Annotated in this window: 12 protein-coding genes; 7 read left to right on the top strand and 5 right to left on the bottom strand. The window is 73.1% G+C overall.

Annotated elements, in window-relative coordinates:
- Positions 1-141: 141 nt before the first annotated feature.
- From ACZ6RT_RS11330 to ACZ6RT_RS11310, 5 genes are all read left to right on the top strand, one after another.
- The gene (locus tag ACZ6RT_RS11330; protein ID WP_470153184.1) at positions 142-1260 is read left to right on the top strand and encodes an epoxide hydrolase family protein; all 1119 of its coding nucleotides are present in this window, start codon (positions 142-144) and stop codon (positions 1258-1260) included.
- 455 nt (positions 1261-1715) lie between these two features.
- The gene (locus tag ACZ6RT_RS11325) at positions 1716-2372 is read left to right on the top strand and encodes a DUF998 domain-containing protein (RefSeq protein ID WP_470153182.1); all 657 of its coding nucleotides are present in this window, start codon (positions 1716-1718) and stop codon (positions 2370-2372) included.
- Positions 2373-2412: 40 nt separating this feature from the next.
- Positions 2413-2820, top strand: coding sequence for a YciI family protein (locus ACZ6RT_RS11320; RefSeq protein ID WP_470153180.1), 408 nt, complete (start codon positions 2413-2415; stop codon positions 2818-2820).
- Positions 2821-2824: 4 nt separating this feature from the next.
- Positions 2825-4069 (top strand): RNA polymerase sigma factor, encoded by a 1245-nt coding sequence (locus ACZ6RT_RS11315; protein WP_470153178.1) that lies wholly within the window; start codon positions 2825-2827, stop codon positions 4067-4069.
- Positions 4070-4212: 143 nt separating this feature from the next.
- The gene (locus ACZ6RT_RS11310) at positions 4213-5421 is read left to right on the top strand and encodes an RNA polymerase sigma factor (protein ID WP_399189654.1); all 1209 of its coding nucleotides are present in this window, start codon (positions 4213-4215) and stop codon (positions 5419-5421) included.
- A 96-nt stretch (positions 5422-5517) separates the two neighbouring features.
- On the opposite strand, the gene ACZ6RT_RS11305 is transcribed toward ACZ6RT_RS11310, so the two are convergent.
- A complete protein-coding gene (locus ACZ6RT_RS11305) occupies positions 5518-5877 on the bottom strand; it encodes a YciI family protein (protein ID WP_470153177.1) in 360 nt (119 codons plus the stop codon).
- 369 nt (positions 5878-6246) lie between these two features.
- Between ACZ6RT_RS11305 and ACZ6RT_RS11300 the strand changes: the two genes are divergently transcribed.
- Positions 6247-6708 (top strand): hypothetical protein, encoded by a 462-nt coding sequence (locus tag ACZ6RT_RS11300; protein ID WP_470153175.1) that lies wholly within the window; start codon positions 6247-6249, stop codon positions 6706-6708.
- Positions 6709-6850: 142 nt separating this feature from the next.
- On the opposite strand, the gene ACZ6RT_RS11295 is transcribed toward ACZ6RT_RS11300, so the two are convergent.
- The 3 genes from ACZ6RT_RS11295 to ACZ6RT_RS11285 all read right to left on the bottom strand — a co-directional run bounded on the left by ACZ6RT_RS11295 (position 6851) and on the right by ACZ6RT_RS11285 (position 11476).
- Positions 6851-7834 (bottom strand): BtrH N-terminal domain-containing protein, encoded by a 984-nt coding sequence (locus tag ACZ6RT_RS11295; RefSeq protein ID WP_470153173.1) that lies wholly within the window; start codon positions 7832-7834, stop codon positions 6851-6853.
- Between the two features lie 290 nt (positions 7835-8124).
- Positions 8125-9090: a serine hydrolase domain-containing protein gene (locus tag ACZ6RT_RS11290; protein WP_399189643.1), complete on the bottom strand. Its 966-nt coding sequence runs from the start codon at positions 9088-9090 to the stop codon at positions 8125-8127.
- A gap of 148 nt (positions 9091-9238) precedes the next feature.
- A complete protein-coding gene (locus ACZ6RT_RS11285; protein ID WP_470153171.1) occupies positions 9239-11476 on the bottom strand; it encodes an MMPL family transporter in 2238 nt (745 codons plus the stop codon).
- 74 nt (positions 11477-11550) lie between these two features.
- On the opposite strand from ACZ6RT_RS11285, the gene ACZ6RT_RS11280 reads away from it, so the two are divergent.
- Positions 11551-12021, top strand: coding sequence for a MarR family winged helix-turn-helix transcriptional regulator (locus ACZ6RT_RS11280; protein ID WP_399189639.1), 471 nt, complete (start codon positions 11551-11553; stop codon positions 12019-12021).
- 111 nt (positions 12022-12132) lie between these two features.
- Here ACZ6RT_RS11280 and ACZ6RT_RS11275 read toward each other — a convergent pair whose 3' ends face one another.
- Positions 12133-15021 carry an AfsR/SARP family transcriptional regulator gene (locus ACZ6RT_RS11275; protein ID WP_470153168.1) on the bottom strand — a complete coding sequence of 963 codons (2889 nt, stop codon included), beginning with the start codon at positions 15019-15021 and terminating at the stop codon, positions 12133-12135.
- Positions 15022-15054: the final 33 nt, after the last annotated feature.

Below are 15054 nucleotides of genomic sequence, written 5' to 3'. Positions count from 1 at the left end.
GTCGACCCGCTCTGTGCCCACGATCACGGTCGTCCCGGCCTCGGAGCGGGCCGACGACCGGGGCCGACGACCGGGCGCGGCCAGAGCGCCGACCCCGTACGCGAGGCCGAGCACGTCACGCCGACCAGAAGGAGCCGTTTCATGACCAGCGAGATCAAGCCGTTCCGCGTCCACGTCCCGCAGGCCGACCTGGACGATCTGCGGCGGCGCCTGTCGGCCGTTCGCTGGCCCCGCCAGATTCCCGGCGTGGGCTGGAGCCGTGGTGTGCCGGTGGACCACCTGAAGGATCTGATCGAGTACTGGACGACGACGTACGACTGGCGTGCCACCGAGGAGAGGCTCAACCGGTACCCGCAGTTCACCACCCGGATCGACGGGCAGGACATCCACTTCCTGCACGTCCGCTCGCGCCACCGGCAGGCGTTCCCGCTGCTCCTCGCGCACGGCTGGCCCGGGTCGATCGCGGAGTTCCTGGAGGTGATCGAGCCGCTGACCGACCCCGGCGATCCCGACGACGCCTTCCACCTCGTGATCCCGTCGCACCCGAACTTCGGGTTCACCGGACCGGCCGCGGCGGGCTGGGACTCACGCCGCATCGCCACCGCCTACGCCGAGCTGATGGCCAGGCTCGGCCATGACCGGTACGGGGCACAGGGCGGCGACTTCGGCGCGTTCATCGCACCCGATCTCGGCCGGGTGGATCCGGAGCACGTCGCGGGCGTGCACGTCAACGCCGCCACCGTCGGGTTCATCCCGTTCGGCGGTGTGCCGGAGGGCACGGAGCTCACCGACGCCGAGCAGATCCGGCTCGATCGGATGAACCGGTTCCTCTCCGAGGGCAACGGCTACTTCCAGATCCAGGCCACGCGCCCGCACACGCTCGGTTTCGGCCTGGCCGACTCCCCGCTCGGCCAGCTCGCCTGGATCGGCGAGAAGTTCCACGACTGGGCCCACCCCGCGGGTTCGATCGGGCCCGACGACGTCATCACCCACGCGATGATCTACTGGCTGACCAACACCGGCACCTCCTCGGCGCAGATGTACTACGAGTCCATGCACACCGGTGACCGGCCCACACCTTCGCGGGTGCCCACCGGCGTGGCCAACTTCGCCGAGGACGTCGCGATCCGCCGATTCGCCGAACCGCTCAACACCATCACCCACTGGGCCGAGTACGACCGCGGCGGGCACTTCGCCGCGCTCGAGGTCCCCGACCTGTTCGTGGACGAACTGCGCACCTTCTTCCGTACCGTTCGCTGAACATCCGCCACCGTGGCCCTCGTGCCGGCGCTGGCCGTCCGGCACGGGCCTCTCACCACCTCGTGATCGTTCTCAGCACGGCGCCGCGGGGACCGGGGCCGCCTCGGGGCTCGTGGCGCGGGCCCGGGCGGAGGGCCACGGGGCGGGGGGCGACCGAGGTAGGTGGCCTGACCACGACGCTGATCTTGTCGTCACTGACGTGCCACAGGCCCTGGAGATCCTGTACGCCGAGCGGTGATCGGGCGGCTGTGCCGTAGCCCGGGGCGGCGTGCCGTACAGCACGGAAGCACGGCAACAGGGCCGCGCAACCCCTTACGTCGGCATCCACCATCACGCGCTTGAGCAGACCGGGGAGCGCCCCAGGTGGTGACGACTTGGCTGTCCGATTCCGAGATCCGGCCTCGACTACTCCATGACCGGACGCGACCGGCGTCCATCGTCCGAGGAGTCGAGGCATGACCACTCTCACCACTCCGTCCACCGCGGACGGCACCCGAACCGACCGGCTGCTGACCGCCGGCGTCCTCGCCGGGCCCGTGCTCGGCCTGACCTGGCTGGTTCAGGGCCTGGTCAGGGACGGCTACGACTTCACCCGCCATCCCGTGAGCCTGCTCGCCCTGGGCGAGGGCGGCTGGGTCCAGATCGCCGCCTTCTGCGTCACCGGCGGCCTGATGATCGGCTGCGCCGCGGGTCTTCGCCGGACCCTGAAGGACGGCCCGGGCGCCCGCTGGATCCCCCGGCTGACCGCCGTGATCGGCGGAGGCCTGATCGCGGCCGGTGTGTTCACGACCGACCCCGGAGCCGGCTTCCCGGCCGGGGCGCCGGAGGGGGCGCCGGTGCTGAGCTGGCACGGCGTCCTGCACGAGGCCGGCCACCTGGTGGTGGTCACGGCCTGGATCGCCCTATGCTTCGTGCTGCGTACGCGGTTCGCCCGCCGGGCCGACCGGGGCTGGGCCCGGGCCTGCGTGGCGGCGGTGCCGATCGTCATCGCCCTGGTGGCCTTTCCCCATCTCGACTCGTTCCCGATCCGCATCGTCGTGGCGTCGGTGCTCCAACTCGGCTTCGTCGGGCTGGCGGCCCGGCGGCTCGGCCGACCCACTCCGACCCGCTGACCACCGCGACGACACGAGAGGACCACGGACGATGAAGTACATGATCTTGACCTACGGTTCGCAGCAGGACTACGACGACATGGCCGGCCAGGACACGGGCCTTCCCGCGTGGACCCCGGAGGACTTCGCCGCCATGGGCGCCTTCATGGGCGAACTCAACCGGCGGCTCACCGAGTCCGGCGAACTGGTGGAGACCCGGGCGCTGGCTGCGCCGGTGCACACCCGCCGGGTGCAGAACGGCTCCGCCGGTGCGCCGATCGTCACCGACGGCCCGTACGCCGAGACCCAGGAGGTGCTGGCCGGCTACTGGATCGTTCAGTGCGACAGCTTCGACCGGGCCACCGAGATCGCGGCCGAGTTCGCCAACTGCCCGGTACCGGAGCACGTCCGGGCCGCGGCGTTCGCCGACGTCCGCCCGATCGACGAGTACGTCGCCGACGACGTCTGAGGCGATGACCGGGACCGAAGTGACCGAGGACCTGTGGCGCCGGCTGGCGCCCCAGGTGCTCGGCACGCTCGTCCGGAGGTACGGGCAGTTCGCGGTGGCCGAGGACGCCACCCAGGAGGCGCTGTTGCAGGCCGCCGCGGAGTGGAGCCGCTCCGGCGTACCGGACAACCCGCGCGCCTGGCTGACCACGGTCGCCTCGCGCCGGATGACCGACCTGCTACGGGCCGAGCTGGCCCGGCGGCGGCGGGAGGAGACCGCGGCCGCGTGGACCTATCCACTGGAGACGTCCGCGGTCGACGAGGCCGTCCCGGCGGACAAGGACGACAGCCTGGTCCTGCTCTTCCTGTGCTGCCACCCCGCGCTGGACCCGGCGGCCCAGATCGCCCTCACCCTCCGAGCGGTCGGCGGGCTGACCACCGCCGAGATCGCCCGGGCCTTCCTGGTGTCCGAGGCGACGATGACCCGCCGGATCACCCGGGCGAAGAAGGCCGTCCGGGACAGCGGCGCGCGCTTCTCGATGCCCGGTGGCGACGCCTACGCCCAGCGCCTGGGGGTCGTCCTGCAGGTGCTCTACCTGATCTTCAACGAGGGCTACGCGACCACCGCCGGGGAGAACCTGCAGCGCGGCGACCTGACCGCGGAGGCCATCCGGCTGACCCGGATGGTGCACCGGAGCCTGCCGGACGACGACGAGGTCACGGGCCTGCTGGCGCTGATGCTGCTGACCGACGCGCGCCGGCCGGCCCGGACCGACGAGCACGGCGACCTGGTGCCGATGAACGAACAGGACCGCGGCCGGTGGAACGCCGCGTACATCCGCGAGGGCGTCGCCCTGCTCACCGCCGCCGTGGCCCACCACAACCCCGGGCCGTACCAGATCCAGGCCGCCATCGCGGCCCTGCACGACGAGGCCCCGACGGCCGAGGCCACCGACTGGGCCCAGATCCGGGCGCTGTACGAGGCGCTGCTGCGGGTGTCGGACAATCCGGTGGTCGCGCTGAACCATGTCGTCGCCATGGCCATGGCCGACGGCGCCGACGTGGCCAGGGCACGGCTGACCGAGGTCGCCGCCGACCCGCGGATCGCCGACCACCCGCGGTTTCACGCCGTGTCGGCCCACCTGCTGGAGATGGCCGGGGACGTCGAGGCCGCCCGGACCGCGTACGCCGAGGCCGCCCGGCGGAGCACCAGCATCCCGCAGCAGCGCTACCTCCACGGCCGGGCCGCCCGGCTGGCGCGGAACGCATGAGCCTCTCCGCCGTCGGCCGGGTGGCGTCGGAGCAGCGCCGAGCCGCGCGAGGTCACTGCGGTGAGCCGAGAGCGCGGCCCCGGGCGGAGGGTCACGGGCGGGGAAGGGACGTCTCGGTCCCGCGGGTGCTGCACCCTGGTGGGGTGGGTGATGTGGCGGAACTGCTGGACCGGATCTGGCGGACGGACGCGGCCGGCATGCTCGGCGCGCTCAGCAGGCGTCTCGGCGACTTCGACCGGGCCGAGGAGGCGCTGTCGGACGCGCTGGCCGAGGCGCTCAAGCGCTGGCCCGGTGAGGGGGTGCCCGACAGCCCCACCGGCTGGCTGGTCACCACGGGCTGGCGCAAGGCGCTGGACCGGCTGCGCCGCGACGCCGTCGGCCGCGAGAAGGTGGCACGGCTGGCCGCGGAACCGCCGCCGGAACCGGGCGTGGACGATCGGCTGGCCATGATCTTCGCGTGCTGCCACCCGGACCTCGCCGAGCCGGCCCGGGTCGCGCTGACGCTGTACGCCGCCGGTGGCCTGAGCACGGCCGAGATCGCCGCCGCGTTCCTGGTGCCGCCGACGACGATGGCGCAGCGGCTTTCCCGGGCCAAGCGCCGGCTGCGGGAGCGCGGCGTCCGGTTCGAGGTGCCACAGCCGCACGAGTACGGCGACCGGTTGCCGGCCGTGCTCTCGGTGATCTACCTGGTGTTCAACGAGGGGTATCTGTCCGCGAGCCGGTCCGCCCAGCGGCGCGAGCTGGCCCTCGAGGGGGTCGAGCTGGCGCGCCGGCTCGCCGGACTGCTGCCCGGTGAGCCGGAGGCCGCGGGCCTCGCGGCGTTGCTGGAGCTGCACCACGCCCGTGCCGGCGCGCGGTTCGACTCGTGGGGCCGCATCGTCCTGCTCGACCGGCAGGACCGGCGCCTGTGGGACAGGGCGGCGATCGAACGGGCCGCGCTGCGGCTGCGGGCGGCGGTGCGCCAGGGCCGGACCGGGCCGTACCAGCTGCAGGCCGGCATCGCCGCGCTGCACGCCCTCGCCACCTCGTACGAGGCCACCGGCTGGACCGACGTGCGGGCGCTGTACGACCGGCTGTACGCGCTGGACCCGTCGCCGGTGGTGCTGCTGAACCGGGCGGTGGCCACGCGGTTCGCGGTGGGCCCGGCCCCGGCGCTGGACGAGGTCGACGCGCTCGGGGACCGGCTCGCCGGCTACCACCTGTGGCACGCGGCCCGGGCCGACCTGCTGGCCGCGCTCGGCCGTCCGGCAGAGGCGCTGACGGCGGCGGAGCGGGCTCTGGAGCTGGCGACGAACCCGGCCGAACGGGAGCTGATGTCGCGCCGGGTGGGTGAGCTGAGACGCCGGTCGTGAGACCGGCGCCTCAGCGTCACCGCTGTTCGCGGCTCACGACCGGACGGATCTCCACCGCTGTTCGCGGCTCACCATCGGACGGATCCCACCGCACCGTTATTCGTGGCTCATCACCGGGCGGACCTCCAGCGCGCTCATCCCGGCGGCGAACGGCCAGGTGGCCGCGATCCGCGTGGCCTCGTCGACGTCGTCGCACTCCAGCAGGACGATCGCGCCGATGACCTCCTTGAGTTCCAGGTACGGCCCGTCGGTGATCACCGGCCGGCCGTCCGCGTCGGCGCGTACCGTCTTGGCCGTCTGCCGGGGCTGCAGCTCGGCACCACCATCGATGATCTTGCCGGTCGGCTGCCACCGCTCGAACCACGCGTAGACCTGCTTCATCACGTCCTCCTCGTCGGCCGGGGACAGCGTGGCCCACTCGCGGTCGTCACCGCAGATCAGCATCGCGTACCTCATCGTCGCTCCTCATGGGTGGAAGGGATGCTTCGTCCGTGTGACGAACGGCGGGCACCGGTCCTCGACAGGATCCGCCGGATTTCTTCCCGAAGTCCCCTCCGCTTACGGCTCCAGGCCGAGAACAGACATACCGGGCGGGGATCGTGCGGGGACTTCCGGCTTCGCCGGAGGGCGTCCGGTCGTGCGGGGTGTTGCTCAGGGGAAGAGTGGGGCCGTTTGTGTCGTAGTGCACGCTTGCTCTTGTGTGTGCGTTTGTACGCAGAACGGGACTTCTCTCCTGCCTAATGTCGGTGCTGTCCGGAACGCGCAGCACCGAGAAAGCGCACCGGGCGCAGACAAGACAGATCGCTCACCCGAAGGAAATCCCTCATGCGTAAGCTTCGCAGCATCCTTGTCGGCACGGCTCTGGCCGGCGCGCTGGCCACCGGTGTCGCCGCCCCCGCCCAGGCCGCCACCACCGCCACGGCGGGTACGGCTTCGGTCGCCCAGGCGCAGTACACCAAGCACTGGTTCTCCGGCCACTCCGGCTTCGGCGACGGCGAGTCGCGCGGCGAGCGCTCCTACTACAAGGGCTACTGGTACTACTCCAACGGCCGCTACCACTTCGACATCAAGACCTGGGACCGCGACCGCGACCGGGAGAACACCTTCATCGACTTCTCCCACCACGACGACCGTGGCTGGCACAACCGCCGCTTCAGCACCGGCGGCCACCGCGAGTGGAAGTTCAGCTACAGCGCCAAGGGCGGCTTCGACGGCTTCCGCGTCCGCATCGGCGAGGGCCGCTCCGGCGACTTCGACTGGGGCACCTACCACCGCCGCTCCTTCTGATCCCGGTCTCCTCGGAGATGGGACACGCGCCGTGCTCGACGACGAACCGGCGGAGGTGCCGACCATCCCGCCGGCACCTCCACCGGCCGGCGCCGTCCCGCACGGACCGGCTCACGGCCCTCGGCCACGGCCGTCCTCCGGCCTACAACCGGCTCAGCACCTGCATGGCCTCCCTCTCGATGCGTGAGAGATCGTGGAGGATGACGCCGGCCCGCGTGAGGTACTCCGCGTCGCCGCTCTCCCCGGCCTTCTCGATCAGGGCGGACACGTCCGTCCACAGGGTGGCGGCCTCGGCGTACAGCCGGTGACCGGTGCGGAGGCCGTCGTCGTCGATCAGCCGGGTGCACTCGTCGAGGAAGTCACGGTAGAGGACGCGGAACAGGGCGCCGCCGGTGCCGCCCCTCTCCATGAGGAGAGCGGCCTGCGGCAGGTCCTGTCGCGGTTCGCCGGCGCGCAGCAGCCATCCGGGTACCAGCCCGGCGGCCTTCTCGATGCCGCGGTGGCCCAGGTTCGCGATGGGAGCGGCGAGGAAGGCGTCGGCGCAGTCCTTGACGGCGGGGATGATCCGGTCCTGCCAGGAGAGCGGGCGGGTCGGCAGGGTGACGGTGAAGGATCGGTTCCTGGCGGTCATCGGGCCGCGTTCGGCGCGCGCCATGGCGAGGCCGGCCAGGGGGGTGCGCACGGCTCCTCCCTGCTGCTCGGTGTCCACGAGGTAGGCGACGTGCTCGTCGTAGCCGTACATGGCGACGACATGGCCGCCGAAGTGCACCTTGGAGCGGAAGTAGTCCAGGTGGTAGCAGTCGAGCTGAAGGCCGACCGGCCGGCCGGCGTCGATGGGGGCGGCCACGTTCTCCCACGCCTTGCGCGGTGAGGTGGTCTCCTCGACCGTCAACCTCAGCCCCAGCCTGGCGGCCAGGTTCCTGGTGAGGTCGAAGGGCTTGACGCGGCCCCCGACGAAGGGGAGTGGCATGTCCTTGCGGTCCCAGTAGACGAAGGACAGCCCCGAGCCCAGCCCGAACAGCATGGGCTCGGACAGGTCGAGTCCCTCGTGCCGTAGCAGCACCCCCAGCGCCGTGGTCTCGCAGTGGTGCGTGCCGCGGGCCTCGACGCCCTTCACGATGGTCATGGGTCGCTCTCCTCGGCCGACGCGCGGATGGTCACACCGTCCTCACCTCTGACACCTGCATGATCAACCGCCGAGGACCGCTGGAGACAGCATGGGGTCTCCCACGGTGGGAGAGTCCAGCCGGGCCGGACCCACCCGGCGAGGGGCGGGTGAAGGCCTCGGATTCCGTCACCGGGGGTCGCACCACAGGGCCGGACCGCGCGGCAGGTTCGCACCCTGGTGAACGAGGGGGCCGCGACCACGTTTCGCTGCGGCCGGGCGAGGTGGGACGGTGGCGTCGCCGGTGCGGTTCAGCGCTCGACTCCCGGGAGGATCACCTCGTCGAGCACGGCCGGGGCGGTCCGCTGGTCGGGGTGGTCGTACTCTCCGGCGGTGATGGCGACCACGAGGTCCAGCGGGGGCGCCACGTGGATCCGCTGGCCGCCGTTGCCGAACGCGCCCACCCATCCCTCACCGGTGTACCAGTGGTAGCCGTAGCAGGAGTTCTCGTCGCGCCGTACGTGCGGGTGCAGTGCCGCCGCCAGCCAGGACGCGGGTACGAGGTCCCTGCCCCCGTCGAGGACGAGCCCTCCGATCGCCAGGAGGCCGCGGGGGGTCAGCCGCAGACCGGCCGCGGCCATGGCCGTCCCGTCCGTGCCGGTCGTCCACGCGAAGCGCGTGATCCCCAGCGGCTCGAACAGCCTTTCGCGCGCGTAGTCCGCCAGCGCCGACCCCGTGCCCTTCTCGATGAGCCGCGCCAGCAGCGCCGTGGCGCCCCCGCAGTAGGAGCGGCGGACGCCGGGCTCGTCCACGATCGGCCGTTCCAGGACGTAGCGGTAGCGGTCGGGGGCGAGCTCCATCGCGAGCTCGCTGTTGGCCGGGCTCGTGTAGGGGACGTTCTCGTCCCACTCCAGGCCGAGGGTCATCGTGAGCGCGTGCTCGACCGTCAGCGCGGCGCGCCGGGGGTCCTCGGCGAGGTCGGGGTACTCGGGGAAGTGCCGGAGCAGCGGCTCGCGCGGTTCGGGTACGTGGCCGTCGGCCAGGGCGACGCCGTACAGGAGGCCGACGACGCTCTTGGAGATCGAGCGGACGTCATGGAGGGTGTCCGGCGTGAAGCGCACGTGGCCGAGCGGCTCACCGAGCCTGAAGTCCTCGCCCTCGCCGTAGTGCTCCAGGACCACCCTGCCGCGGTGGGCGACGACGACGGCGTGCAGGCCGGGCACCCGGTCCTGTTCGACGGCGCGGGCGAGGCGGTCGGTGAGCGTGCGACTGTCCATGATCTCGTTCTACCGTCCGCCGCCCTCCGCCCGCCAGCGGTCGACGGGACGAGATGTCCGCCCTGGACGCCTTCCGGGGACGCGTCCAGGGCGGTTCATCGGGCGGGACGGCGTCCACGGGGGACGCCGCCCTCGCCCGGGCCGGCACTCACCCCGACACCCCGGCCGGTTCCCTGGACTCCTGCCGTGTCCCGGTACGGCCCAGGCGGCTGGGCCACCAGGCTCGGGGGCCCAGGTCCCGGACCAGTGCCGGTACCAGCAGGGACCGCACCACCAGGGTGTCGAGCAGGACGCCGAAGGCCACGATGAAGGCGATCTGGGCGAGGAAGGCCAGGGGGATCACCACCAGCGCGGCGAAGGTGGCGGCGAGCACGACGCCCGCGGAGGTGATCACTCCGCCGGTGGTGACCAGCCCGCGCAGCACGCCCTGACGCGCCCCGTGGTTCGCGGTCTCCTCGCGCACCCTGGACATGAGGAAGATGTTGTAGTCCACCCCCAGCGCGACCAGGAAGACGAAGCCGTACAGCGGCACGGACGCGTCGACGCCGGTGAAGCCGAACAGGTGCGTGAAGACCAGGGTGGAGACGCCGAGGGTGGCCAGGAAGTTCAGCGCCACGGTGACCACCAGGAGCACGGGCGTCACCAGCGAGCGCAGCAGGACGATCAGGATGAGCAGGATGATCGCCAGCACGACCGGGACGATGAGCAGCGTGTCCTTCTCCGCGGTCTCGGTCGTGTCGTACCGCTGGGCGCTGTACCCGCCGACCAGGACGCCGTTCTCGGCGGAGAGCGCGGTGCGCAGCCGCCTGACCGTGTCCTGGGCGGCGTCGCCGTCCGGCGCGTCCTTCAGCGTCGCCTCCACCAGCGCGAGCCCGTCGACGACCTTGGGGGAGTCATCGCCCGGGCGCCCGCTCCGGCTCACCACCGAGGCGTCGGAGACGCCCTCGACGCCGCGGGCCGCGTCCCGTACGGCCGTGGCGCGCTCGGCCGGGACGACGATGACCGCGGGCTGTCCCGAGCCTCCGGGGAAGTGCTCGCTCAGCGCCGCCTGCGCCGCCACCGACGGCGCGTCGTTCACGAAGGTCTCGTCCAGCGGTACGCCCGCGGCGTTCAGCTGCGGCGCGAAGAGGGCGAGGCCGATCAGGGGCAGGACGGTCGCGATCCAGAGCCGGCGCGGACGGCGGTCGACCAGGCCGGCCACCCGGCCCCAGATCCCGCGGGCCCCGCCCCCGGCCGATCGACGGGCCCGGTGGCCCGCCGGGGAGCCGTCCGGGTGGCGCGCAGGGACGCCGTCCGGGTGCTCCACCGAACGGTCGTCCGAGTGGTCCGCCGAGGGGGCGTCCGGGTGGTCCGTGGAAAAGCCGGCCGGGAGGTCGGCCGGGCGCGGCTTCGTCGGCCACAGGGCGACTCGGCCCAGCAGGACGAGCGCGGCGGGCAGGAAGGTGAGGGCGCTGAGGGCGGCGCACACGATGCCGATGGCGCCCACCGGGCCGAGCGCCCGGTTGTTGGTCAGGCCGCTGAGCAGCAGCGCGAGCAGGGCCAGGGCCACCGTGGCGGCGCTGGCGACGATCGGTTCGAACGAGCGCCGCAGCGCGACGCGGCCCGCGGCGACACGGTCGCCGGTCGCGGCCAGTTCCTCCCGGAAGCGGGCGGTCAGCAGCAACGCGTAGTCGGTGGCCGCGCCGATGACCAGGATGAACAGGATGCCCTGCACCTGGCCGTCGACCCGGACGATGTCGCGGTCGGCCAGGACGTACACCAGGGCGCACGCCAGGCCCAGGGCGAAGACCGCGCCGGCGATGATGATCAGGGGCAGCAGCACGCTCCGGTACACCGCCAGCAGGATGACCAGCACGGTGATCAGTGCCACCCCGAGCAGCAGGCCGTCGATCCCGGCGAAGGCGTCGGACAGGTCGGCCCGGGTGGCCGCCGGTCCCGCGAGCCTGGCCTGCAGGCCGTCGACCGCCACCGCCGAGCCGATCCGGTCCAGGGTCTGTTCGAGCGAGTCGCCGAGGTCGGGGCTGAGCTGGACCACGCCCTGCAGCGCCCGGCCGTCGTCGGACCCGATGGCGGGCGTGGGCGTCCCGACGACGCCCGCCGTCCCGCGCAGCGAGGCGAGCGCCCGGGTCGCCTCGGTGGTCTGCCCGGGGGTGACGTTCCCCTCGGCCGTCCACACCACGATGAGCGGCTGTGCGATGCCCTCGCGGAAGCGCTCCTGCGTCTCCAGCACGCGCGTCGACTCCGCGCTCTGGGGCAGGAACGCGGCCTGATCGTCGGTGGACACCTCGGCGAGCCTGCCGGCGAACGGGCCGAGCCCCCCGCCGACGGCCAGCCAGACCAGCACCAGCAGTGCCGGTACGAGCAGGCGGATCGATCGCCGCGCCATGAGACCGCCTTTCGTGACGCCATGTAACTCAATGATTGAGATAGCCAATGATTGAGTTAATGTAGCATGGCCTCATGACCGGCGACAGCGGGGAAGGCATCGACCTGCACTCCTTCGCGGTACGGCTGCGCCGGATGAACACCGAGTTCAACCGCATCGCCCACGAGTTCGCCCACGAGCACGGGCTGCACATCACCGACGTCCAGGCCCTCGTCACGATCTTCGACTCCCCGTCGCCGATCACCCCGAGCCGGCTACGGCAGGAGCTGAACCTGACCTCGGGCGCGGTCACCGCGTGCCTGGACAGGCTGGAACGGGCCGGGCACATCCGCCGGGTCCGCGACGTGCACGACCGGCGCGTGATCCACCTGCACTACCTCGACGCGGCCAAGGAGTTCGCCGCGGCCTTCTTCCGGCCGCTCGGCCGCGGCACGGACAACGCGCTGCGGCGCTTCAGCCCGGACGAGCTGCGCGTCGCGGCCGCCTTCCTCGACGCGATGAACGAGGAGCTCGACCTGCTGCGCGCCACGCCGCGCCCCTCCTGATCGCGCGCACCCGGCGCGCTTTCGCCGACCGCGAGCACCCGGCGCGCCTCCACCGATCACGCGTACCGGTGTGTGCCCCCGGCCGCGCGTACCCGGCGCGTGCCGTGGGGCTCAGGAACGCTCGTGGCGCAGTGCGGTCCGCCGGGCGCCGTCGCCCGGGGCGGTCGCGACGAGGCGGCGCGCCATCGCGGTGACGTCGTCGTTCGTCAGGCTGGCACCCATGGCCGTCGCCTCGTCGTACGCCTCCGGCGAGAGGGTGGAGCGCACGGCGGCCACGTTGCGGGGGCCGTCCAGCGGGTCCATCAGCTCGGGGGAGTAGCCGACCCGGGAGCCGATGGCCGAGACCGCGCCCAGGAGCACCGCGCCGTCCACGGCCCGGCCCGCCATGCCGAGGGCCCCGGCGAGCACGTGGGCGCAGGCCAGCCAGGAGGTCACGTCCTGTACGCGGTCCAGGTGCACGACCATGCGGGCCATCTGCTGCACCGCCCGGTCGGCGTCGCCCAGGTCCATGGCGACCTTGGCGCCGATCCAGGCCGAGGAGCAGTACGCCCAGTCGTGGCCGCAGGACTCGGCCAGGGCGGAGGCCTGCATGAGCTGCTCGATGGCGAGCAGCGGATCGCCCGCCACCCTGGTGATCTGCCCGCGGACCATCGTCAGCTCGGCCTCGACCCAGGACAGCCCGGTCGCCTGCACGTGCTTCCAGCCCTCGGCGAGCGCGAGCCGGGCCCGGCCCGGGTCGCCGCTGAGCTGGAGGAAGAACGCCCGGTACGGCAGGGCACGGGCCAGGACCTCGACGTCACCGGACGCCTCGGCCTCCCGCAGCGCCAGCTCGACGTCGTCGTTCCCGGTGAACGGGTCGCCCGCCAGGTAGCGGAGCATCGCCCGGCCGATCAGCGCCTGTCCCCGTCCGGGGTGGCCCGCGTCCGCGAGGTCGAGGGCCTCGGACAGCCGTGCGATGCCCTCGTGCACGTCGCCGTTGCGGTACCAGAACCACGACAGCGCGCCGGTGACGCGCAGCGCGGCGTCCCCGTCGCCCTTGGTCAGGGCGTGGCGGAGGGCGGCCCGCGTGTTCGCCTGCTCGTGGCGGAGCCTGCGCGTCCACAGCGCGCTATCGAAGGTGCGCAGGCGCCGTCCGGCCGTCTCGGCCAGTTCCACCGCCCAGGCGAGGTGGCGGTCGGCCCACCGGGCACGCTCGCCGGCGGGCAGGGTGCGCAGGGCGTACTGCCGGATGGTCTCCAGCATCCGGTAGCGCCGGGGCAGGGCGGTGCCGTCCACCGTGACCAGCGACTTGGCGACGAGACCGCTCAGCCTGTGCAGCACCGCCGGGGGTCCCGCCACCCGTTCGGCCGCCTCCAGGTCGAACCCGCCCTCGAAGAGGCTCAGGCAGCCGAGCAGCTCCGCCTCGGCCGGGGTGAGCAGGCGCACGCTGGAGGCGATGGCGGCCTCCAGGCTCCGGTGGCGCTCCGGAGCGGTACGGGAGCCGGTGGTCAGCAGCGCGAACCGGTCGCCGAGCCCGTCGGCGATCTGCTCCAGGGACAGGACCCGCGTCTGGGCCGCCGCGAGCTCGATGGCCAGGGGGAGGCCGTCCAGCTCCCGGCAGATCCTGGCGACGAGCTTCCGCTCGTCGTGCCGGGGGCGCTGACCGGGGCGGACGGCGAGGGAGCGTTCGACGAAGAGCTCGACGGCCGCCCCGTCGGGGTCGAGCGGCGGCAGGTCCCAGGTGGTCTCTCCCGCGACGGCCAGCGGCTCCCGGCTCGTGGCGAGCAGCCGCAGGCCGGGGCAGCGGGACAACAGCGTCTCCGCCAGCGGGGCGACCGCGTCGATCAGGTGCTCGCAGTTGTCGAGGACCAGCAGCGTGTCCCGGTCGCCGATCGAGGCGGCGAGGTGGTCGGCGCTGCCCGTGATGGCCACGCCCATCGCCGCGCCGATCGTGGCCGGCAGCAGCCCCGCGTCGGTCACGTCCGCGAGCAGGACCAGCCACGGGCCGTCCCCGTCCCCGTTCCCGTCGCCGTGTCGCCGGGCGACCTCCAGGGCCGTCCGGCTCTTGCCGGTGCCGCCCAGGCCGGTGATCGTCACCAGCCGGTTCGCGGCGAGCAGGTCCGTGACCGTGTTCACGGCGGCGTCGCGTCCCACGAGGCGGGTCAGCGGCACCGGCAGTCTCGGGCGGGCCGGCCGCCGCTCCGGTTCGGCGAGCCGCGCCGTCTCCTTCGGAGTCCGCCGGTCCAGGGCGGGGTCCTGCCGGAGCAGCGCCGTCTCCATGGCGCGCAGCGAGGGGCCGGGGTCCACGCCGAGGTCCTCGCTCAGCCGCTCGCGCGCCGTGCGCAGGGCGGCCAGGGACTCCCCCTGCCGCCCGTCGCGGTACAGGGCGAGCGCGAGCAGCTCCCAGGACCGCTCGGCCAGCGGGTGCTCGCGCACCAGCGCCTCCAGCTCGCCCACCGCCTGGACGGCCGTGCCCATCGCCAGCAGGGCCGCCGCGTGGTCCTGGCGGGCGGCCAGCCGGGCGTTCTCCAGCCGGGCGATCTCGGCGCTCGCCACGTCGGTGTCGCCGAGGTCGGCGTACGCGGGCCCGCGCCACAGCGCGAGCGCGGTCGCGAGGGTCTCCGCGGCGGCCGGAGGGTCGTCGGCCAGGAGCCGCGCGCCGCGCTCGGCCATGGCGACGAAGCGCTCGGAGTCCACCGACTCCGGCCTGACGCGAAGGGCGTAGCCCGGTCCCTGGCGGACGAGCAGGCCCGTGGCCGAGCGTGGGGGCCGGTCCGGCTCCAGGACCTTCCTCAGTTTGGTGACGTACGTGTAGAGGGTGGCCACGCCGCTGTCGGGGGCCTGCTCCCCCCAGATCGCGTCGACGATGCGGTCGGTCGTGATCATCTTGCCCTGCGCGATGAGCAGGGTCGCGACCAGGGCCTTGACGCGGGGGCCGCCGAGGACGAGCCGTTCCCCCCGGCGGGACACGGTCAGCGGGCCCAGGACGGAGAAGTCGAGTCCGGCCGGTTCAGCGCTCACCCGTGACCCGTTTCCCTCTGCCGTCAGCGTCGT

The organism is Streptosporangium sp. NPDC050148, assembly GCF_055586505.1.
The sequence above is the reverse complement of the archived record's forward strand: the minus strand, read 5'-3'. Positions and strand labels throughout refer to the sequence as shown.

What these genes read in the sequence shown, in the direction of transcription:
- ACZ6RT_RS11300 (WP_470153175.1), top strand. Translation starts at nt 6,247, where the DNA reads ATGCGTAAGCTTCGCAGCATCCTTGTCGGCACGGCTCTGGCCGGCGCG.
- ACZ6RT_RS11330 (WP_470153184.1), top strand. Translation starts at nt 142, where the DNA reads ATGACCAGCGAGATCAAGCCGTTCCGCGTCCACGTCCCGCAGGCCGAC.
- ACZ6RT_RS11315 (WP_470153178.1), top strand. Translation starts at nt 2,825, where the DNA reads ATGACCGGGACCGAAGTGACCGAGGACCTGTGGCGCCGGCTGGCGCCC.
- ACZ6RT_RS11290 (WP_399189643.1), bottom strand. Translation starts at nt 9,090, where the DNA reads ATGGACAGTCGCACGCTCACCGACCGCCTCGCCCGCGCCGTCGAACAG.
- ACZ6RT_RS11295 (WP_470153173.1), bottom strand. Translation starts at nt 7,834, where the DNA reads ATGACCATCGTGAAGGGCGTCGAGGCCCGCGGCACGCACCACTGCGAG.
- ACZ6RT_RS11320 (WP_470153180.1), top strand. Translation starts at nt 2,413, where the DNA reads ATGATCTTGACCTACGGTTCGCAGCAGGACTACGACGACATGGCCGGC.
- ACZ6RT_RS11280 (WP_399189639.1), top strand. Translation starts at nt 11,551, where the DNA reads ATGACCGGCGACAGCGGGGAAGGCATCGACCTGCACTCCTTCGCGGTA.
- ACZ6RT_RS11305 (WP_470153177.1), bottom strand. Translation starts at nt 5,877, where the DNA reads ATGAGGTACGCGATGCTGATCTGCGGTGACGACCGCGAGTGGGCCACG.
- ACZ6RT_RS11325 (WP_470153182.1), top strand. Translation starts at nt 1,716, where the DNA reads ATGACCACTCTCACCACTCCGTCCACCGCGGACGGCACCCGAACCGAC.
- ACZ6RT_RS11285 (WP_470153171.1), bottom strand. Translation starts at nt 11,476, where the DNA reads ATGGCGCGGCGATCGATCCGCCTGCTCGTACCGGCACTGCTGGTGCTG.